The 19,552-nt window shown below is 64.0% G+C and carries 20 protein-coding genes, 1 other RNA gene and 1 pseudogene; 7 read left to right on the top strand and 15 right to left on the bottom strand.

Going from position 1 to position 19,552, the window contains the following annotated elements; all coding sequences use genetic code 11:
• Positions 1 to 104 precede the first annotated feature (104 nt).
• Positions 105 to 917 carry a TIGR00282 family metallophosphoesterase gene (locus ACXAEK_RS12415; protein WP_475042312.1) on the bottom strand — a complete coding sequence of 271 codons (813 nt, stop codon included), beginning with the start codon at positions 915 to 917 and terminating at the stop codon, positions 105 to 107.
• Positions 918 to 990: 73 nt separating this feature from the next.
• On the bottom strand, positions 991 to 1,488 hold the full coding sequence (locus ACXAEK_RS12410; protein WP_475042310.1) for a lactoylglutathione lyase family protein: 498 nt from the start codon (positions 1,486 to 1,488) through the stop codon (positions 991 to 993).
• A 109-nt stretch (positions 1,489 to 1,597) separates the two neighbouring features.
• Between ACXAEK_RS12410 and ACXAEK_RS12405 the strand changes: the two genes are divergently transcribed.
• A complete protein-coding gene (locus ACXAEK_RS12405) occupies positions 1,598 to 2,485 on the top strand; it encodes a LysR family transcriptional regulator (protein ID WP_475042309.1) in 888 nt (295 codons plus the stop codon).
• Here ACXAEK_RS12405 and ACXAEK_RS12400 read toward each other — a convergent pair.
• On the bottom strand, positions 2,482 to 3,039 hold the full coding sequence (locus tag ACXAEK_RS12400; RefSeq protein ID WP_475042308.1) for a 5-formyltetrahydrofolate cyclo-ligase: 558 nt from the start codon (positions 3,037 to 3,039) through the stop codon (positions 2,482 to 2,484). The genes ACXAEK_RS12405 and ACXAEK_RS12400 overlap by 4 nt on opposite strands.
• Before the next feature lie 9 nt (positions 3,040 to 3,048).
• Positions 3,049 to 4,437 carry a magnesium transporter gene (mgtE, locus tag ACXAEK_RS12395; protein WP_475042306.1) on the bottom strand — a complete coding sequence of 463 codons (1,389 nt, stop codon included), beginning with the start codon at positions 4,435 to 4,437 and terminating at the stop codon, positions 3,049 to 3,051.
• Between the two features lie 143 nt (positions 4,438 to 4,580).
• Here mgtE and guaD point away from each other — a divergent pair, with 143 nt between their 5' ends.
• Positions 4,581 to 5,867 carry a guanine deaminase gene (guaD, locus tag ACXAEK_RS12390; RefSeq protein ID WP_475042305.1) on the top strand — a complete coding sequence of 429 codons (1,287 nt, stop codon included), beginning with the start codon at positions 4,581 to 4,583 and terminating at the stop codon, positions 5,865 to 5,867.
• Positions 5,868 to 5,929: 62 nt separating this feature from the next.
• Here guaD and ACXAEK_RS12385 read toward each other — a convergent pair whose 3' ends face one another.
• The 3 genes from ACXAEK_RS12385 to ACXAEK_RS12375 form a co-directional block, all read right to left on the bottom strand.
• Positions 5,930 to 7,264, bottom strand: coding sequence for an 8-oxoguanine deaminase (locus ACXAEK_RS12385; RefSeq protein ID WP_475042303.1), 1,335 nt, complete (start codon positions 7,262 to 7,264; stop codon positions 5,930 to 5,932).
• Positions 7,265 to 7,372: 108 nt separating this feature from the next.
• Positions 7,373 to 8,173, bottom strand: a complete 801-nt coding sequence (gene hisN / locus ACXAEK_RS12380; RefSeq protein ID WP_475042302.1) for a histidinol-phosphatase — start codon at positions 8,171 to 8,173, stop codon at positions 7,373 to 7,375.
• A gap of 96 nt (positions 8,174 to 8,269) precedes the next feature.
• Entirely contained in the window at positions 8,270 to 8,641 is a 372-nt protein-coding gene (locus ACXAEK_RS12375; protein WP_291728680.1) for a helix-turn-helix domain-containing protein, read from the bottom strand.
• Between the two features lie 350 nt (positions 8,642 to 8,991).
• Here ACXAEK_RS12375 and ACXAEK_RS12370 point away from each other — a divergent pair, with 350 nt between their 5' ends.
• A complete protein-coding gene (locus ACXAEK_RS12370; protein WP_475042300.1) occupies positions 8,992 to 9,957 on the top strand; it encodes an NADPH:quinone oxidoreductase family protein in 966 nt (321 codons plus the stop codon).
• Positions 9,958 to 10,141: 184 nt separating this feature from the next.
• On the opposite strand, the gene ACXAEK_RS12365 is transcribed toward ACXAEK_RS12370, so the two are convergent.
• The gene (locus tag ACXAEK_RS12365; RefSeq protein ID WP_475042299.1) at positions 10,142 to 11,023 is read right to left on the bottom strand and encodes a LysR family transcriptional regulator; all 882 of its coding nucleotides are present in this window, start codon (positions 11,021 to 11,023) and stop codon (positions 10,142 to 10,144) included.
• 125 nt (positions 11,024 to 11,148) lie between these two features.
• On the opposite strand from ACXAEK_RS12365, the gene ACXAEK_RS12360 reads away from it, so the two are divergent.
• The 3 genes from ACXAEK_RS12360 to ACXAEK_RS12350 all read left to right on the top strand — a co-directional run bounded on the left by ACXAEK_RS12360 (position 11,149) and on the right by ACXAEK_RS12350 (position 12,888).
• Positions 11,149 to 11,370, top strand: a complete 222-nt coding sequence (locus tag ACXAEK_RS12360) for a DUF1127 domain-containing protein (RefSeq protein ID WP_475042297.1) — start codon at positions 11,149 to 11,151, stop codon at positions 11,368 to 11,370.
• Positions 11,371 to 11,567: 197 nt separating this feature from the next.
• Positions 11,568 to 12,326: a Bax inhibitor-1/YccA family protein gene (locus ACXAEK_RS12355; RefSeq protein ID WP_475042296.1), complete on the top strand. Its 759-nt coding sequence runs from the start codon at positions 11,568 to 11,570 to the stop codon at positions 12,324 to 12,326.
• An 88-nt stretch (positions 12,327 to 12,414) separates the two neighbouring features.
• Positions 12,415 to 12,888 carry an N-acetyltransferase family protein gene (locus ACXAEK_RS12350; protein ID WP_475042294.1) on the top strand — a complete coding sequence of 158 codons (474 nt, stop codon included), beginning with the start codon at positions 12,415 to 12,417 and terminating at the stop codon, positions 12,886 to 12,888.
• 2 nt (positions 12,889 to 12,890) lie between these two features.
• Here ACXAEK_RS12350 and ACXAEK_RS12345 read toward each other — a convergent pair whose 3' ends face one another.
• Both ACXAEK_RS12345 and rpmG read right to left on the bottom strand, forming a co-directional pair.
• Positions 12,891 to 13,322 (bottom strand): hypothetical protein, encoded by a 432-nt coding sequence (locus ACXAEK_RS12345; RefSeq protein ID WP_475042292.1) that lies wholly within the window; start codon positions 13,320 to 13,322, stop codon positions 12,891 to 12,893.
• Between the two features lie 210 nt (positions 13,323 to 13,532).
• A complete protein-coding gene (gene rpmG / locus ACXAEK_RS12340; RefSeq protein ID WP_008554190.1) occupies positions 13,533 to 13,700 on the bottom strand; it encodes a 50S ribosomal protein L33 in 168 nt (55 codons plus the stop codon).
• Between the two features lie 261 nt (positions 13,701 to 13,961).
• Here rpmG and ACXAEK_RS12335 point away from each other — a divergent pair.
• Positions 13,962 to 15,428 (top strand): annotated as a pseudogene (locus tag ACXAEK_RS12335) (adenylate/guanylate cyclase domain-containing protein); the annotation flags it as partial.
• Positions 15,429 to 15,526: 98 nt separating this feature from the next.
• On the opposite strand, the gene rnpB reads toward ACXAEK_RS12335, so the two are convergent.
• From rnpB to gatC, 5 genes are all read right to left on the bottom strand, one after another.
• An RNA gene (gene rnpB, locus ACXAEK_RS12330) (RNase P RNA component class A) lies at positions 15,527 to 15,932 on the bottom strand.
• 186 nt (positions 15,933 to 16,118) lie between these two features.
• The gene (locus ACXAEK_RS12325) at positions 16,119 to 16,808 is read right to left on the bottom strand and encodes an N-acetylmuramoyl-L-alanine amidase (RefSeq protein WP_475042290.1); all 690 of its coding nucleotides are present in this window, start codon (positions 16,806 to 16,808) and stop codon (positions 16,119 to 16,121) included.
• A complete protein-coding gene (locus tag ACXAEK_RS12320) occupies positions 16,808 to 17,605 on the bottom strand; it encodes a hypothetical protein (RefSeq protein ID WP_475042289.1) in 798 nt (265 codons plus the stop codon). The genes ACXAEK_RS12325 and ACXAEK_RS12320 overlap by 1 nt, the downstream gene beginning before the upstream one ends.
• 40 nt (positions 17,606 to 17,645) lie before the next feature.
• Positions 17,646 to 19,133 carry an Asp-tRNA(Asn)/Glu-tRNA(Gln) amidotransferase subunit GatA gene (gatA, locus tag ACXAEK_RS12315; RefSeq protein WP_475042288.1) on the bottom strand — a complete coding sequence of 496 codons (1,488 nt, stop codon included), beginning with the start codon at positions 19,131 to 19,133 and terminating at the stop codon, positions 17,646 to 17,648.
• A gap of 5 nt (positions 19,134 to 19,138) precedes the next feature.
• Complete coding sequence (gatC, locus tag ACXAEK_RS12310) at positions 19,139 to 19,426, bottom strand: Asp-tRNA(Asn)/Glu-tRNA(Gln) amidotransferase subunit GatC (RefSeq protein ID WP_475042286.1); 288 nt, start codon at positions 19,424 to 19,426, stop codon at positions 19,139 to 19,141.
• Between the last annotated feature and the right edge of the window lie 126 nt (positions 19,427 to 19,552).

The following is a 19,552-nucleotide window of genomic DNA, read 5'->3' as shown; positions in this document are numbered from 1 at the left end:
GGCCAGACGGTCGGCCGGCTCCAAATGGGATTTTTTACGGCAATCGGCCCGATCGGCGGCAATTCATCCCGGCGGCAGGCGGCGGCGAAGGCGAAAAGCGCCGCCTAAGGAGCGGCGTCCTGCAGCAGCCCGCCGTTGCGCACCATGCGAATCTGTTTAGCAGCACCGGTGCGGTCGTCGGTTTCGACAAACACGCCGGACAGGGTTGCCTCGCCGTTTGCCGGAGTAAACCGGGCCTTGGGCATCCCTGTCAGGAACCGGCGCATCGGTTCGGCCTTGTCCATGCCGATCACGGAATTGTAGTCGCCGCACATGCCCGCGTCGGTCAAATAGCCGGTGCCTTCGGACAGGATCTGCGCATCCGCCGTCGGCACATGGGTATGGGTGCCCACTACCAGTGAGGCGCGGCCATTGCAGAAATGGCCCATTGCCATCTTCTCCGATGTTGCCTCGCAGTGAATATCGACGATGACCGCCTGCGCCAGCCCGCCGCGGGGGTGCGATTTCAGCACCGCTTCCACCGCGCCGAAGGGATCGTCGAAGGCGCGTTTCATGAACACCTGGCCCAGCGCCTGGACCACCAGCACCTTGCGCCCGCCCGGCGCGTTGAACAGCCGGTAGCCACGGCCCGGCGCGCCTTTGGCAAAGTTCAGAGGCCGGATGATGCGCTGTTCCTTCTCGATGAACTGCAACATGTCCTTCTGATCGAAGGCATGATCGCCCAGCGTCAGGCAGTCGACGCCCGCTTCCAGCAGCAGCTTGGCGTGCTCGCCGCTCAGCCCCATGCCGTTGGAGGCGTTTTCGCCGTTCACCACAACAAAATCGAGCCGCCACTCATCACGCAGCCGCGGCAGGGTTTCGGTAATGGCACGGCGCCCGGCGCGGCCCATCACATCGCCAAGGAAAAGAATACGCATGCCCGGCTGGTAGGCAACGCGGCGCCAAAGAGCAAGGCCCCGCGGTGGTTTTCGCGTCAGTGTGGCGCCGCGTTCAGCTGTAGGCGCCCGCCGAGTAGGTCAGCTCGTAACCATGCGAATAGATCTCAAACACATTGCCAAAGGGGTCTTCGACATAGACCATGCGATAGGGTTTCTCGCCGGGAAAATACTCCCGCACAGGCATCCGCTGCTTGCCGCCGGCCGCGACGATTTTCTGTGCCAGGCCCTCAACGTCGGGGTCCTGCACACAGAAGTGGAACAGGCCGTGACGGCGGAAGTCCAGATTATCCGAAGGCGCGTAGTTTCCATCGAATTCGAATAGCTCAATTCCGACGCGGTCAGCGGTGGACAGATGGGCAATGCGCAGCCGCGACCAGCCCGCCCCCAGGACATCAGTGCACATCCGGCCGATATCGCTGTCGTCCTCAACCACTTCTGTTGGGCTCATAATAACGTAGAAGCCCATGACTTCTGAGTAGAATTTCACCGCGGCGTCCAGGTCTGGAACCGACAGGCCGATGTGGGAAAAGCTGCGCGGGGAGGTCAGCATGATAGTCTCCTTGGCTGATGTTTCGCTTGTTTCGAGCCGGAGATAGGCTTGCAGGATCTGAAAGAAAAATTATCATTCTTTATGCTATTCATAACGAATTGAGACAAAGATGCTGAACGCCGCCTGGCTGGACACCTTTACCGTTCTGAGCGGATCGGGCAGTTTCACCCGCACCGCAGCGCGTCTGAACATGACCCAGCCCGGGGTCACGCAGCACGTCAAAAAGCTGGAGCAGCAGGTGGGCAAACCGCTGCTGGTCCGCCATGGCAAAAGCTTCAGCCTGACGGAGGCAGGCGTTGCGGTGGCCGCCCTTGGCCGCAGGCGCCAGGCTGAAGAAGAAGCGCTGCGCCAGGATCTGGGCCAGGATGATCCGGGCCGCGGACATGTGCGCATCGCCTGCCCGGGCGGTCTGGCTGTACTGATTTACACCAAGGTGGAGGCGCATCTGGCGCGCTGGCCGGAGCTTGTGCTGTCGCTGCAAGCGGCACCGCAAGCGTCAATCGAATCCCAGCTGCTGTCGGGAGAGCTTGATTTGGGCATCCTGCACCGCAAGCTGGATGCACCGCGGCTAACGGCAGAACGGCTGGGGCGTGATCCGTTGAAGATGCTCCTGCCGCCGGATGCGGCGGACAGGCCCGATTTTGAAGCGCTGCAAGAGCTGGGGCTGGTGGATCACCCCGACGCCGCCGCCCTGGCGGACCGTCTGCTGGCGGCAAACTATCCCGGCTACCGCGGCGCTGCGGGGGTGCGCAGGCGGGCCTTTCTCAACCAGATCAGCCAGATCCTGAGCCCGGTGTCTGCCGGGGCCGGCTACACCATTCTGCCGCAAAGCGCGGTTCTGGCGCAGCAGGGCCAGGGGCAATTCCGCACCGCAACCCTGGAGGCGCCGCTGGAGGATGATCTGTGGCTGGTTCGGCAGCGGCATCAGACGCCCCCGGCCCGGCTTGCCTTCTTCGAGGCGGCAATCAGGGACGTCTGCGCCAGGCTGGCGGATTAGAACTGCAGGATGCGGCTTTCGGTAACGATCATGTCGAGCGGCTGGTCGGTCGGCTCCAGCGGCAGGTCCTCTGCCTCTTGCGCGTCGAAGGCAAAGCCAATGGCCAAAGTAGCGCGCTTGCCGCGCAGCAGCTCCAGGGTGCGGTCGTAGAACCCGCCGCCATAGCCCAAGCGCCCGCCTTTGATGTCGAAGGCAACCAGCGGCACCACCAGGATTTCCGGCTCAAGAAAGTCATCCACTTCCGGCACCATGGCGCCAAAGGGGCCTTCGCGCAGCGCCCCTTCGGGCTGCCAGCGGCTGAACTTCAGCGGCTGGCCGGCACCCATGATCACCGGCACACCGACAGGCCCATGGGCCGCAGCCTCAGCCATGGCGGGCAGCGGGTCGATTTCGGTGCGGATCGGCATGTAGCCCGAAAGCGGCACGCCGCGGTAGCCGGCCAGAACCTCCGACAGATGGCCAGCGGCGCCGGGGATGTTACGCGCAAAAGCTTCCTTGCGGCGGGCAAAGGCGGCCTTTCGGGCAGCGGCCTTGATTTCGGTCAGATCCGTCATGGCGGTCTCCTAGAGCAGTAGAGCGGCCGCAAGGCCCAGAAAGGCGAAAAAGCCCACCACATCAGTTACGGTGGTCACAAAGGCGCCTGAAGCCAGCGCCGGGTCAATTCCGGTTTTCTCCAATAGAACCGGGATCACGGTGCCCGCCAGCCCGGCCACGACCAGATTGATTACCATAGCGACGGCAATCACAACCCCCAGCATCGGCGAGCCGAACCAGGCAAGCCCCACCAGCCCCATCACGATGGCAAAGATCACCCCGTTGACCAGCCCCACCAGCACCTCGCGCCGGATCACCCGCCAGACGTTGGAACCGGTGAGGTCGCGGGTGGCAATCGCGCGCACCGCCACCGTCAGCGACTGGGTGCCTGCGTTGCCGCCCATGGAGGCGACGATCGGCATCAGCACGGCCAACGCCACGATCTGAGCAATTGCCGCCTCGAACTGAGCGATCACCAGGGAGGCCAGCACCGCCGTCACCAGGTTCACAGCCAGCCAGGGAAAGCGGCGCTTGGTGGTTTCGATCACCCGGTCGGCAAGCGAGCTTTCCTCGCCCACGCCGGCGAGGCGCAGGATGTCCTCCTCGTGCTCTTCGTCCAGCACGATCATTGCGTCGTCGATGGTGATGACGCCGACCAGCCGCCCCTCGTCGTCGACCACCGGGGCCGAAATCAGGTGGTACTGGTTGAAGGCGTAAGCCACGTCTTCCTCGTCCTGGTCAGCGGGAATGACCTGAAAGGTGTCCTCGACCAGATCGGTCAGCGGCACATGGCGCTTGGTCGCCATGATCCGGCCCAGGGTCACATTGCCGATCGGGTGCAGGCGCGGGTCGACCAGGACGACATGATAGAACTGTTCTGGAAGATCGTCGGAGTTTCGCATGAAATCAATGGCCTGCCCGACATTCCAGTGCTCAGGCGCCATCACCACTTCACGCTGCATCAGACGGCCGGCGGAGTTCTCCGGGTAGCTGAGCGACTGTTCGACCGCGACCCGGTCAGCATCTTCCAGCGCGTCCAGGATGGCTTCCTGCTGCGGCACCTCCAGGTCTTCAAGCAGGTCGACGACATCGTCGCTCTCCAGCTCCCGGACCGCGTCAGCCAGCACCAGCGGGTTGAGGGTCTCGATCACCTCCTCACGGATGCTTTCATCCAGTTCCGACAGGATCTCGCCGTCGAACTCCCGGTCGTAAAGACGGATCAGGCTGATCCGGTCGTCGGAATTGATCTGTTCCAGAAGGTCGGCGATGTCGGCTGCGTGCAGATCTTCCAGCAGCTCTGTCAGGGCTTGCTGATCGCCCTGCTCTACCGCGTCCAGAACCTGCGCAACCAGCTTGCGGTCGAGGTCATAGGCGTCTTCCTGAGACTGGTCGCCGGTGATGTTGTCGCCGCTGCTCATCTGATGCCCCCCGGATTTTCTTGGTCTTTGCGTGCAAAATAGAGGACGCCGCCACCGGAAAACAATGCCGATGCCGCAATTTACCCGCGCCCCTTCGGCGGGTATCCTGCGCGGAGCAATTTTGCAAGGAAAGGGTTCAGCGCATGGGCACCGCATACATCCTGAAGGGGCAGGTTCTTGCCTTTTCCGCCTCTCCCTTTACGGGCGAACGCCCGCAGGACGCGGTCCGGCTGCTGGAAGCGGTGGCGGTGCTGAACGGAGAGATTGCGGGCACCGGCACGCTGACGGAGATGCAAGCGCTGCTGCCGGAGGCGGAGACCGTGGATCACTCCGGCAAGCTGATCATGGCGGGATTTGTCGACGCCCATGTGCATTACCCGCAGACCGCGATCATCGCCAGCTGGGGCAAGCGGCTGATCGACTGGCTGAACAGCTATACCTTCCCGGAGGAGATGCAGTTTGGCGACCGTGCCTATTCCGATGAAATCGCCAACCGTTATTTGGATCTGACTGCCGCCCACGGCACCACCACGGTTTGCAGCTATTGCACCATACACCCCGAAAGCGTGGACGCATTTTTCACCGCCGCCCAGGCGCGCGGGCAGCGGGTGGTTGCGGGCAAGACCTGCATGGACCGCAATGCGCCGGAAGGGCTGCGGGACACGGCGCAGTCAGCCTATGACGATAGTGACGCGCTGATCGGGCGCTGGCACGGGGTGGACCGGCTGGAATATGCCATCACCCCGCGGTTCTCCCCCACCTCCACCCCGGAACAGCTGGAGGCGATGGGGGCGCTGTGGGCCAAGCACCCGGAATGCCTGATGCAAACGCATCTGAGCGAACAGACCGACGAGATCGAGTGGGTGAAGTCGCTTTTTCCGCAGGCCCGCGATTATCTGGACACCTATGAAGAGTTCGGCCTGTTGGGCGCCAAGGGGCTGTATGGCCACGCCATTCACCTGGAAGAGCGCGAGCGGCACAGGCTGCGGGACTACGGCGCGGCGCTGATCCATTGCCCGACGTCGAACACTTTCATCGGCTCCGGCCTGTTCGACATGGCCGGGCTGATGGCGGAGGGGCAGCGGATCGGCCTTGCCACCGACACCGGCGGCGGTTCCAGCTTTTCGATGCTGCGCACCATGGCGGCGGCTTATGAGATCGGCCAGCTGCGCGGCACCCCGCTGCACGCGGTGCAGCTGCTGTGGCTGGCGACCCAGGGCTCGGCCACGGCGCTGCGGATGGAGGCGAAGATCGGCAATATCGCGGCAGGCATGGAGGCGGATCTGGTAGTGCTGGATCTGGCCTCCTCCCCGGCCATCGCCCAGCGGTCCGCGCGGGCCGAAGACATTTGGGAAGCGGTGTTCCCGACCATCATGATGGGCGATGACCGGGCCATTGCCGAGGTCTGGATCGGCGGAAGCCGGGTTTAGGAGAGGCGCTGGCGCCTCTGCCTCCGGCGGGGATATTTGAAGCCAGAAGAAGGGGCTGTCTCTCAATCCATCAGGCGCTGTGCCAGCTGCCCATGGCGTTCGATCAAGCGCGGCAGGTCGAGGGTAGTGATTTCGCCATTGCGGATGATCTGCTTGCCCTCGGCAAACAGGTGCTTGACCTGGGTTGGGCCGGCCAGCAGCAGCGCGGCGGCGTCCCAGCTGCCGCTGGAGACGATGCCACGGGTGTCCCAGACGGCGATATCGGCGCGCTTACCTGGCTCCAGGCGGCCGCAGTCGGGACGGCCCAGCACATCGGCGCCGCCGCGAGTGGCGATCTCCAGCGCCTCATAGGCGCTCATCGCGTCAGCCCCGTTTGCCACCCGTTGCAGCAGCATGGCCTGGCGTGCCTCCGCTGCGAGGCTGGCCATGTCGTTGCTGGCGGAACCGTCCACGCCCAGTCCCACCGGCACGCCTGCATCGCGCATAGCGCGCACCGGCGCGATGCCGCTGCCGAGGCGGCAGTTGGAACAGGGGCAATGAGCCACGCCGGTGCGGGTTCTGGCAAAGAGATCAATCTCTTGCGCGTCAAGCTTGACGCAGTGGGCATGCCAGACATCATCGCCGGTCCAGCCCAGCTCCTCGGCGTATTGGCCGGGGCGGCAGCCGAAGCAGGCTTCAGAGTAGGCGATATCCTCGTCGTTTTCGGCCAGGTGGGTGTGCAGCATTACGCCCTTGTCGCGGGCCAGCAGGGCGGCATCGCGCATCAGTTCGCGGCTGACGGAGAACGGCGAACACGGCGCTAGGCCGACCCGGCACATGGAGCCTTCTTCCGGGTCGTGGAAGGCGTCCACGACCCGGATCATATCGTCAAGAATGGCTCGCTCTTCCTCGACCAGGCTATCGGGCGGCAGGCCGCCATCGCTTTCGCCGATGCTCATGGCGCCGCGGGTGGGATGAAAGCGCAGGCCAACCTCACGGGCGGCATGGATGGTGTCCTCCAGCCGGGCGCCGTTAGGGTAGAGATACAGGTGGTCGGAGCTGAGCGTGCAGCCAGACAGCGCCAGTTCAGCGAGGCCGAGCTGGGCGGAGACGAACATCTCGTCGGGACCAAAGCGCGACCAGATCGGATACAGTGTCTGAAGCCAGCCGAACAGCAGCGCGTCCTGTCCGCCGGGCACCGCGCGGGTCAGGTTCTGGTAGAGGTGATGATGGGTGTTCACCAGCCCGGGAGTGACAACGCAACCGCGGCCGGAGACCACATCGCCATTGGTCTGCAGCCCCTGCCCCACGGCAGCGATCACACCGCCGCGGATCAGCACATCAGCGCCATGCAGCACACGGCGGCTGTCGTCCATCGTCAGGACGGTATCAGCGTTTTGTATCAGGATCTCTGTCATATCCACACACTCCAATAGACAGCCCGCTTCATGGGAATGTGTGATCGGCCGATGGAAAACGGGCGAAGAACCGGCCTGTTTGGAAACTACAGGCCAGGGCGGCCAGTTTCAACCCGTTTGCGTCTGGCGCAGCAGGTCCAGGGCGGCAGCGTGGATCTCCGCATTGGCCGCAGCCAGGGCCCGGCCGCCATTGTGGGCCGGGTTGCCGTCCCAATCAGTCACGATCCCGCCCGCGGCCTGGATCACCGCAATCGGCGCCTGGATGTCATAAGCGTTGAGGCCCGCCTCGATCACCAGATCCGCCTGCCCTGCCGCTACCAGCGCATAGGCATAGCAATCCATGCCATAGCGCGTCAGCTTGGCTTGCGCCGCGACGCGTTCAAAACCTGCACGCTCTTCCGCGGTTCCGACCTCAGGGAAGGTGGTGAACAGGATTGCATCCGACAGCGCCGCTGTGCCGCGGGTCCGCAAAGGCATTTCACCCAGCGGACCGGTCATCGCGGCAATCTCTGCCCCGCCGCAGAAACGCTCGCCAGTATAGGGCTGGTCAATCACGCCCAGGAACGGGCCGTTTTCATCCGCCAGCGCAATCAGCACCCCCCAGGTTGGGGTGCCGCTGATGAAACCGCGGGTGCCGTCGATCGGGTCCAGAACCCACGTCCGCCCGGATGTGCCGGACGCGGAGCCGAATTCTTCTCCCAGAATTCCGTCATGCGGGCGCAGCTCCGCCAGCACTGCCCGCATCGCCTGTTCAGCGGCGCGGTCGGCAACCGTGACCGGATCAAAGCCCCTGTCGAGCTTGTTCTCGGCGGTCAGGGCAGATGTGCGGAAATGCGGCAGGATGGCACCGCGCGCGGCGTCCGCCATCCTATGTGCTACGTCAAGATCGGTGAGTGCGGCCTGTGTCATAGCCTGACCGGTGCCATCCGGTGCTTCAATTTGCAAGCGCAAAACCCGCGATTGCCGGTCTTGCGCTGCTCAGGTGTCTTGGCCGTTGTCCGGATTTCAGGCGACGTCGCTCAGCACCCGCGCCAGTTCAAACAGGCGGCGGCGCTGGTTTTCCGGAATTGCATAATAGGAACGCACTAGGTCCAGTGCTTCTTTATCTCCCATCAGGTCTTCCGGCACGGATGCTTTTTCCGCAGGCGCCTTGCCCTCTTCCTGCAGCCCTTCGAAGAAGAAACTGACCGGAACCTCCAGGGCGTCGGAAATATCCCAGAGCCGGGAAGCGCTGACCCGGTTTGCACCGGTTTCATACTTCTGAATCTGCTGGAATTTGATGCCGACCTGTTCGGCGAGTTGCTGCTGCGTCATGCCGATCAGCCACCGGCGGTGGCGGATGCGCTTTCCCACATGCACGTCAACGGGATGAGCCATGCGTTTCTCCTAGTCTCATAAATCCGGCCGTTACCCGGACCGCTTTTCCTATAACCTGTTCTGGCAGTTTTAAACTTTGCCGGAAACCGGGTTCCCCATCAGAGCGATCCAAGCTCAACCTCTAAGTAAAAGTGTACAACCCTTACGGTTGATTGCAAGACTGCCGTCGCCTGGAACAGGGGCCGGAATGTCAACCACATGATTTCAAATATCATTTTTCTAAAGGTTTTGTTGCCAAGCAGCTGGCGATCACGTACCTCCCCAGAAATAGCGAGGTGTGTTCTGCTTCCGAACACCGCCAGTGTCGACGTGCGAATCACTCGGATTCCCGCAGAAGGTGAGGAGAAATCATGCAAGCCTTTCAAGTTTCCGCTATTGGCAAACCCGCGGCTTTGACGCAGGCAGCCTGCCCGCGCCCCGGCCCCGGACAAGCCGCTGTCGACCTGCGCGCCTGCGGCTTGAATTTCGCCGATCTCCTCATGATGAAAGGCACTTATCAGGACACACCGGAGCCGCCGTTTACCCTGGGACTGGAAGCTGCAGGGGTGGTCACATCGCTCGGCAGCGGCTCTGAGGGGTTTACAGCCGGCGACCGGGTGGCAGTTTTCAGCGGCGCGGGCGGGCTGGCAGAAGCCGGGGTATTTGACACGGAGCGGCTGATCCGCATCCCCGATACCATGAGTTTCGAACATGCCGCCGCCATGCAGATCGCCTATGGCACCAGCCATATGGCGCTGGATCATTGCGCCCGGCTTCAGCCAGGCGAAACCCTGCTGGTCACGGGCGCGGCGGGCGGTGTCGGGCTGACGGCGGTGGAAATCGGCAAGCTGATGGGGGCAACGGTGATTGCCCAGGCCCGCGGCCGGGACAAACTGGAGGTGGCGGCAGCCGCCGGTGCGGACCACCTGATTGACGCCGGCGAGGACCTGCGCAGCGCGGTAAAGGCACTGGGCGGGGCCGATGTGGTCTATGACGCAATCGGCGGTGATGTCTGGAAGGCGGCTTTCCGCTCTGCCAATCCCGGCGCCCGGCTGCTGCCGGTGGGCTTTGCCGGCGGCGAGGTGCCGCAGATCCCTGCCAACCATCTGCTGGTGAAAAACCTGACGGTGATCGGCTTCTATCTGGGCGGCTACATGAAATTCCGCCCCGAGGCGGTGCGCCGGTCGTTTGAGACGCTGTTTGCCTGGCACGGCGAGGGCCGGATAAAGCCGCATATCAGCCACACGCTGCCGCTGGCGCAGGCCACCGAGGGGCTGGAGCTGCTGCGCAGCCGCAAATCCACCGGCAAGGTGGTGATCACCATGGGCGGCAGCTGACGCGCTGTCCCCGTCCCGCCAAAGGCGGGGCAGCTCCCGCCCGCTGACAGCGCATTTTTGCAAAATGCACCGCAGCCGTTGGGCCAGGCTCAGCGCCTGCGGGCGCGGGAGTTCCGCCCTGCCCGCCTGCACCAACGCTTTTCCTGGTGGAGAGCATTGCGGCAGCTTTCCGCCCGCCAGTATTTCAGCTGGCGGCCCGCAGCGGCGTGGCCCACAGCCCCTGGAAGCCCTGCCGGATAAACTCCGCCAGTTCCTCGACGTAAGGGGCATGCACGCGCTCCGCTCCGTAGAGATTGATGTGCTGCATCGGCAGCTCCGGCAGGCCGCTGCCCTGGGGAATCAGCTCCTGATAAGACGGCTGGGTCCCTTCCAGCAGCACCCCCGCGGCCAGATCGGCGCTGACGGTTGCCTCGACCGTGCGGTCGGAATCGCTGTCCAGCGCCATTTCCCATTCGATGCCGGCCTCATCCAGCGCGGCCGTGGCCACCGGGCGGAAACTGCAATTGCGGCAAAAGCCAAGCCGCAAGGGACGCTGCCGCCAGACTGACCCGCCGGGCGCGCCGACCCAGCGCAGCGGCATGCTGTGAATGGTCTCGCCGCCCTCACCCGCGCCGGTCTCCGTCGTCAGGATCAGGTCGAAGGCACCGCGCGCGAACTCGGTCTTGAGATCGCGGGTGTTAGAAGTGCAGAGGTTCACATTGACCCGCGGATAGCTGAGGTTGAACCGCTTCAGCACCTGCGGGATCACCGGGTGCACCACATCATGCGGCACCCCCAGCAGCACCTCGCCCTCAAACGCCTGATCGGTCAGCCGGCTGATCACCTCATCATTCAGCGCCACCATCTTACGGGCATAGCCCAGCATCTGCTCGCCCTCGGCTGTCAGCGCAATGGTGCGCCCGGACCGGTCCAGAAGGTCCAGCCCCAAAAGCTCCTCCAGCCGTTTCATCTGCATCGAGACCGCCGACTGGGTCAAATGCAGGAAACCGGCGGCGCGGGTCACCCCGCCGTATTCCGCCACCGCCACAAAAGAGCGGAGCGTGGTGATATCGAGATTTCTTACCATCACAGAACCTGATTCATTGGATCAAAAACATTCGTTTTTAAAATATGGCACACAGGCCCATATTCATCAACACAATTGATCACCCAGAAGGGATGCATCACAAACGCAACTGAAGGACCAAGCCCATGACCCTCGCGACCTCAAACTGCACCACCTCTTGCCACAGCGCCAAGCCGCAGCTGTCCCTGACCGCCCGCCTGCGGCTGCACATGGCCGCCTGGCGCCAGCGCCGGCAGCTGGCGCGGCTGGACGCCCGCGCGCTGGAGGATATCGGCGTGACCCGCGCCCAGGCAGACGCAGAGGCCCGCGGCGGGTTTTGGAAGGCGCCGGATCACTGGAGTTTCTGATCAGGTTGCACGCCTGTTCACAGCCTCTTTGCAGACGGGCCGCGGCCTAGCGGCCCGTTTGGTTGTTTTTCATGTATTTCTTTGTCTGAAATACTTGAACCGAACTCCGCTTCACCCGATATTTGGCAGGAAAGCTGCCGCCCGCGGTCCCGTTCGTGTGCCGGCAGCGAGGGAGTAGACCACGGAGACCATTCAATATGGCACAATTCGACACCATCCGCTCTGCCGCCGGCGCCCGCGCCCAGCAGATTGACGAGGGCCTGCGCGCCCATATGAACAAAGTCTATGCCACCATGTCGGCAGGCACGTTCATCACCTTCCTGGCCGCCTGGGCAATTGCAGGCCTGGCCGTGACCACTGATCCGGCAACCGGCAGCAAGGCCTTCACCCAGATCGGCTATGCGCTTTATGCTTCGCCGCTGAAATGGGTCATCATGTTTGCGCCGCTGGCCTTCATTTTCGGCATTGGCGCTGCTGCCAACCGCATGTCCGCGGCCGGCGTGCAACTGCTGTTCTATGTCTTCGCAACCGTGATGGGCCTGTCGATCAGCTCGATCTTTCTGGTCTTCACCGGCGAAAGCATCGTGCAGGTCTTCCTGATCACCTCCATCGCCTTTGCGGGCCTGTCGCTGGTGGGCTACACCACCAAGAAGGACCTCAGCGGCATGGGTTCCTTCCTGATCATGGGCCTGATCGGCCTGATCGTGGCCTCGATCGTCAACATCTTCCTGGCCTCTTCGGCGCTGGCCTTTGCGGTTTCGGTGATCGGCGTGCTGATCTTTGCGGGCCTCACCGCCTATGACACCCAGCGGATCAAGAACGATTACCTGCAGATGGCCCATTCCGGCGATCAGGAGTGGCTGGCGAAATCCGCGATCATGGGCGCCCTCAGCCTCTACCTGGACTTCATCAACATGTTCATGATGCTGCTCCAGCTGCTTGGTAACCGCGAATAAGCGCAAGCCGAATTCCAACACAGCGAGGGGCGGATCACAGCGATCCGCCCCTTCTTCTTTTTGAACCATAATAAAAAGGGGCAGACCCATGAAAATCATTGAAATCAAAACCGGCGAGGCGCACCGCTTGCTGCCGCTGCTGCAGGATCTGCACGCCCTGCACGCCGCCTATCAGCCAGAGCGCCACATTCCGGCGCCGGGAAGCGAGGCGCTGGCCGCCTGGCTGCGGGAGTGGCTGGAAGAGGAACAGGTCTGCGCGCTGGCGGCAGAGAGCCCGCAGGGCAAGCTGCTGGGCTACGCGGTCTATGAGCTGCAGCACCGCCCTGCCCTGCCGGTCCGCCCGGCAGAAACGCGCGCCATGCTGCATCACATCTCTGTCACCGAGGCCTGGCGCCGGATGGGGGTCGGCAAAGCGCTGGTCGAAGCCATGAAGGCAAGGGCGCTGGACGCGGGCGCCACCGTGATCGCCGCGACCTATGCCCCCTTCAACACCGCCTCAGCGGCGCTGATGAAGGGCATGGGCATGGAACCGGTGCTGACAATGGCAGAATGGCGCCGCTGACCTCAGGAACCTCCGTCCGAGCAATCCAGCCCGGCGGACAGCGCAATTGTGCCGCGGCGGCTGGAGACCTCGCGGACTTCGCCGTCCGGGCGGCAGCCGGAGGCCCGGCTGACGAGGTCGAGAAACTCTGCCTGCGGGATCGCTGGAAGGCTGGGCACAGCGCTGTTATCCGGCACGCTCAGCACTGCCATGCCGGCGCTGCCGGAGCGGACCAGGCAGAGGGCCAGATCCCGCCCCTGCAGCTGCACGATCTTGTCGATAACAGCGCGGTCCGGCGCGGCCGGTTCCGCCGCCTTATGCAAGGCGGGCGGCGTGGCGTGCAGATGCACTGCCGCGACCGGCGGCGGCGGCGGGACCGCTGTTGCCGCATCAAAGGAACTGGACACCGGCGCCCCGGCGGCGGCCATCATTGCCGCAAACAAATAAACCCTCACAGCACATCCACCCGTCTGTTCATTAACCCACGGCAGCAACCTGGGCGGGGAATGCGGCGCAAACATGCCGTAATGCGGGACGCCGCGCGAAAACCACCCGGCATTTTCAGACAATTCAAGAGGCTTCCGGCGGCAGGACTGCGGCCGGAAACAGAAAACGGGCCGCGGCAGCCGCGACCCGTTTTCAGAAAATCTATCCCAAAGGAAGGCTTACTTGATTTTGCCTTCTTTGTACTCGACGTGCTTGCGCACAACCGGGTCGTATTTGCGCACGACCATTTTCTCGGTCATGGTGCGTGCGTTTTTCTTGGTCACATAGAAGTGGCCGGTGCCCGCGCTCGAGTTCAGGCGGATCTTGATGGTGGTCGGCTTCGCCATGGTGCTTCTCCTGCGTCCGAAAAGGCAGGGGCCTCTCGGTAAATTCCTATCTGAAGCCCGGCTTTTACCCGCCCTGTGCTGCAAGTCAACAGCCAAATCGCCCGGAAGCCGCCGCCAAGGGCCAATTCTGCCAGCCAGGCGGCGGAATTGGGGTTTACAACTGCTTTCCCCCTGTTGGGACGCGGTGAAACGTAGCCTTACCCGCCGTTTGCCCCATTTCAATGGCTGAACCAGCCGCACCACAGCCCAAGGGCCTTGCCGATGCCTGAGCACAGGGAGACCAGCCAGACAGATCCGCAGCCGAATCCTCTGGTGCGGGCGGTGGCCGGGCTGGCGGTTTCCCTGCAGCACAAGCTGCTGGCTGCCTTTCTGACCGGCACCGCGCTGGTGATCCTGCTTGCCGTTCTGGGGCTTCAGACGTTGCAGCAGGCAAATGAACGAACCCGCCTTCTGATCCGCGATCAGCAGCAGATCGCAACCTACAACCGCATCTATCAAAGTGCAGGCGACACCATGGTATTTGCCCTGTCCAGCAAAACCGGGTCTCCTGGACGGATGGGGGTGCCCTCTGCGCAGGCCCTGAACGAAGCCAATGACCTGACGGTGATCATCGCCCGTTACGCACGGAAAGTGGAGCGGCAGAAGCTGCCAAAGGATCCCCGGCTTGCGGACCTGCAGAGAACCGCAAACCGCCTGCCGGGGGTGGCAGCAGACCTCGTGCAGGCGCGCAGGTCGGGTGAGATGGCCAAGATCGCGGAGCTGGTCGATAAGCAATTCACCCCGATCGCCCTGAGCCTGCAACGCGATGCCTATACAATCGCCAGAGACATCGAAACCCGGATGAACCGGCGCGCACAGGAAACCGCCAGAGCCTACGGGCGCGCCCGCGCCCTGGTCATCGGGGCCAGCGTGGCAGCGGTTCTTTTGTCGCTGCTGGCGGGCTATGCGATTTCCTCCTCCGTGCTCTGGCCGGTGGAGCAGATCGGCCGCACACTGAGTTCCGTCGCCTCCGGGAATTTCACGGCCCGGGCCAATGTCCCCAACGGGGATGAATTCGGCGGGCTGGCACGGAATGTGAACAGCATGAGCCGCGAACTGGGCATGCTGTACGAGGAGGTCAACGCCCAGAAGGAGGAGCTGCAGTCCTGGAACAGCCAGCTGGAGCGCAAGGTGGCACAGCAAGTGGCAGAGCTGGAACGGACCAGCCGCCTGCGCCGTTTCCTGCCAGAGCCGGTGGCGGCGATGATCGTGAATGCGGGTGAGGGCAGCACCCTGCTGAACAGCCGGCGCCGCACCGTGACGGTTCTGTTTGCCGATCTGCGCGGCTTTACCGCCTATGCCAGCGCGGTTGCTCCTGAACAGGTGATCGCCGCGCTCAACGCTTTCCATCAGGCCTCTGGCCCGCTGATTGAGAACGCCGGCGGCACGCTGGAGCGGTTTTTGGGCGACGGCCTGCTGGTATTGTTCAACGCGCCGCTGCCCTGCGAGGACCCGGCCAGACGGGCGCTGGCCCTGGCACAGCAGATGCAAGCGGTCTTTCCCGCGGCGATGCGTCCCTTTCAAACCGGCGGCAGCCGGATCGGCCTCGGGATCGGAATTGCCACTGGCGAGGCAACAACCGGCCAGATCGGCTTTGAGGGGCGGCTGGATTATGCCGCGATTGGCGCCGCGCCGAATTTGGCAGCCAGGCTTTGCGGCAAGGCGGGCAGCGGGCAGATCCTGCTGTGTGAAACCACAGCCCGGGCCATTGGCGCGGGCCTGCAAAAGGCCGGTGTGTTCGACCTCAAAGGTATTCCCGGGCCGGCAACCGCGTATGAACCGGAGAAACGCGCAGAAGGCCTGTAAGCCGGATCCTGTCCCCCCTGCCCCGTAAGGCAGGGCTCGACGGCCATTCATCTAGGCGGCGCATTGCTGCGCCGCTCAAGCTGCCAACCCGGTCCCTCTCGGCTGAAGCGAACCTAGCGGCGGTTTTCCGGCGGACCGGAACCTGCCCGCGCGGGGACCCTATTTGGCATTGCTCCCGGTGGGGCTTGCCGTGCCGCCCCTGTTGCCAGGGGCGCGGTGGGCTCTTACCCCACCGTTTCACCCTTACCAGCCCGGAGGCTGGCGGTCTGTTTTCTGTGGCGCTTTCCGTCGGGTTTCCCCGCCCGGGCGTTACCCGGCACCGCTGCTTCATGGAGTCCGGACTTTCCTCGCGGAGCTTGCGCCCCCCGCGGCCATCCAGCCTTCTGCGCGGCCGCAGGCGTAGGAACATTGGCTCTCGGCGTCAAGCGGATAGTTTAGCGAAGGGGCGCTGCCCCTCTTGGCCTGGCGGCCAATTCACCCAGGGATATTTTCAGCCGGATGAAGAAGGGATCCAGCCTTCTTCTGGCCCAAATATCCCGGAGCGCGAGGCAGAGCCTCGCAAAATACCGGCCCTTAGCAGACCAGCGGGTGCAATGGCAGGAAATCCTCAGCCGAAAGCGGCCCGCGCGCCCAGGGCCGGAACCGCAGCCGAACGGCCGTCAGAAGCGTTTGGTCGTCTGCCGGGGCCGTGAAACCAGCTGCGGCGGCGGCTTTGCGAAAGCTTGGAAAGGCCACTGGCCCCGGCCAGGGTGCGCCAGCCCCGTCCGCAGCCAGGCCTTGCCGGGCCAGCCGCGCCCAGTCGAACCGCGGGCCCGGATCGAACTTGCGTCCGGGCGCCATGCAGGAATGGCCGATCACCCCCGCAGGCGGGATGCGCCAGCGCTGCATGACGCCGCGCATCAGACCTTCGAGCGCCGCCATCTGCAGCGCGCTGAACGGATGGCTGCCAAGGTTATCCAGTTCGATGCCGACGGAGCGGGAGTTGATGTCCCCCTGGCCGCGCCACTCTCCGGCTCCGGCGTGCCAGGCGCGGCTGTCTTCGGCCACCATCTGCCAAAGCGCGCCATCCGCGCCGATCAGATAATGGGCCGAGACTTCTGCCACAGGGTCGCAGAGCCGTTCCAACGCGGCCTGCGCGCCATCCATGGCAGTGTAGTGCAAAACGATCAGGGACGGCTTCAAACCGTCCCTGCGCGGCCCGAAATTCGGGCTGGGGTGCCAGATTGCACCCGGCTGGTCAGGCTGGCGCGGATCCGCTGCCATCAATCCTGCACGGCAAGCCGGTAGGGCGCCGGGTCCCAGCCGCAGGCAAAACCGTCACCGTCCGGGTCCAGGGCCTTGCGGTCCCGCTGCGGGCCTCCGGCCTCAAGGAAGGCAACCTGGGCCTGATCGGGAGAGGCGAATTCTGCGCAGTTGCGCTTGCTGCGGGCCTGCAGGTTGATGCCAGCCCGGCTGTAGACGCGCACGCCTTTGGGATTGGAAGTGCTGAGCGCATAGCGGACGATGTTGGGCCCCGCGCCCTCTGTCCGTTGCGGCACCGCCACTGGCTGCACCTGCTGGTACTGCGCCCGCTGGCGCTCCAGCCGGGCGGCATCGCTTTCGATTGACTGACGGGCCGAGACCGCCTGGAAATCATTCTCATCCGAGATACCGGCATTGCCAGCCAGTTCCGGTGCCGGGTTGGAGGGGCTGGCCTGAAGCGGCGCAACGCCCGAATTGGCCTGAGAGGCCGCCAGGGCGGCCGCGGCCTCGCGGGCGATATCCTCATCGGTGACGGCAGCCGGGGCGGCCGGTGCCGGCGCAGGCGTTGAGGGCGCAAAGGTTCCCGCCGCAGCAACAGATCCGGGGCTGCGCGGTGCAGGAGAGACCTGGAACGGCTCGGAAGAAACCCGTGCGGGCGGCACCAGCGGTTCGCCGGTGATGGTCGTTCCGGCGGCCGGCGGCGGCGCAAAGGGGTCGCCGTCGATGCCAACGCCTGCGGCGCTGTCCGGAACCTGGGGGGAACAGGCAGCCATAACCAGAAGGCTGCCTGCGGCGGCGTAAGATGCGAATGCGCGCATGGGGTACCTGTCAGCTCTGCTCAATTGCTTGCGCAGAGGTTTACCACCATTGCTGCGGCTTGGCTACAAAGCCGGCCGCATTCTCCAGCGCATAGGCAGTGTTCAGCAGATCACCCTCTTCCCAGGGCTTGCCGATCAGCTGCAGGCCCAGCGGCAGGCCTTGGGCATCCAGCCCTGCGGGCACCGCAACCCCCGGCAGGCCTGCCAGGTTCACAGTGACTGTGAACACGTCATTGAGGTACATCTGCACCGGATCCGCGTCCTTCATCTCGCCCAGGCCAAAGGCCGCGGACGGGGTGGCGGGGGTCAGGATCGCGTCGACACCAGCGGCAAAGACGTCCTCGAAGTCCTTTTTGATCAGGGTGCGGACGCGGCGGGCGCGGTTGTAGTAGGCATCATAGAAACCTGCCGACAGAACATAGGTGCCGACCATCACCCGGCGCTGCACCTCGTGACCGAAGCCCTCGGCGCGGGTCTTCTCGTACATTTCGGTGATGCCGTCGCCCGCTTCCAGCGTGGCGCGGCGGCCGTAGCGGACACCGTCATAACGCGCCAGGTTCGACGACGCCTCAGCCGGGGCAATCACGTAGTAGGCGGGCAGCGCATACTTAGTGTGGGGCAGCGAGATATCGACGATCTCAGCACCGGCTGCTTTCAGCATCTCGGCGCCGTCGGTCCACAGTTTTTCGATCTCGCCCGGCATACCGTCCATGCGGTATTCCTTGGGGATACCGATTTTCTTGCCCTTGATGTCGCCGGTCAGCATCGCCTCGAAATCCGGCACCGCCAGTTCGGCAGAGGTCGAATCCTTGGGGTCGTGGCCGCACATGGCTTCCAGCATGATGGCAGCATCGCGCACCGATTTGGTCATCGGGCCTGCCTGATCCAGCGAGGACGCAAAGGCGACAATGCCCCAGCGCGAGCAACGGCCGTAGGTCGGCTTGATGCCGACAGTGCCGGTGAAGGCCGCGGGCTGGCGGATCGAGCCGCCAGTGTCGGTGCCGGTCGCCGCCAGGCAGAGGTCGGCCGCCACAGCAGAGGCGGAACCGCCGGAGGAGCCGCCCGGGGTCAGCTGGGCGTCGTCATTGCCGCGGCGCCAGGGGCTGACCGCATTGCCGTAGACGGAGGTCTCATTAGAGGAGCCCATGGCGAACTCATCCATGTTCAGCTTGCCCAGCATGACGGAGCCCGCGTCTGCCAGCTTCTGGCTGACGGTGGATTCATACTCCGGCTTAAAGCCTTCGAGGATCTTCGAGGCCGCCTGCGAGGGCACGCCCTTGGTGCAGAACAGGTCCTTGATGCCGATCGGCAGGCCGCACATGGAGGGAGCATCGCCCGCCTTGATGCGGCCGTCCGCAGCCTTGGCGCGTTCCATCGCCAATTCAGGCGTTTTGTGTACAAAAGCATTGAGCGCATCAGCCGCATCGATTGCCTTGAGGCAGGCCTCGGTAAGCTCGACGGAGGTGGTGTCGCCCTTGCGCAGCGCGTCGCGGGCCTCTGCCAGGCCCAGTTTGTTCAGATCGCTCATGTCTTTCACTCCACGACTTTGGGCACTGCGAAGAAACCTTCGCGGGCGTCCGGCGCATTGGCCAGAACCTTGTCCTGCTGGCCGCCGTCGGTGACTTCGTCCACCCGGCGCTTCAGGCGCTGCGGGGTGACAGAGGTCATCGGCTCGACGCCCTCGACATCCACCTCGTTCAGCTGCTCGATGAAGCCCAGGATATTGTTGAACTCGTCTGCCAGCGCCGGCAGAGCGTCGTCCTCGACCTTGATCCGGGCCAGTTTGGCCACCTTGGCGGCGGTGCTTTGGTCAATCGACATGGAAACCCTCATCTGGTGTTGGCTAGGCATTTACCGCCGCACCGTCCGCGCTGCAAGCCTGCGGACGAACCCCATGCAGCACAGTATGCCATTTTTTCCTTGCACTTTCCGGACCGCGCCACTCAA

It is taken from the genome of Leisingera sp. ABM4_101 (assembly GCF_056158725.1).
This window is presented reverse-complemented; position numbering and strand designations above follow the sequence as displayed.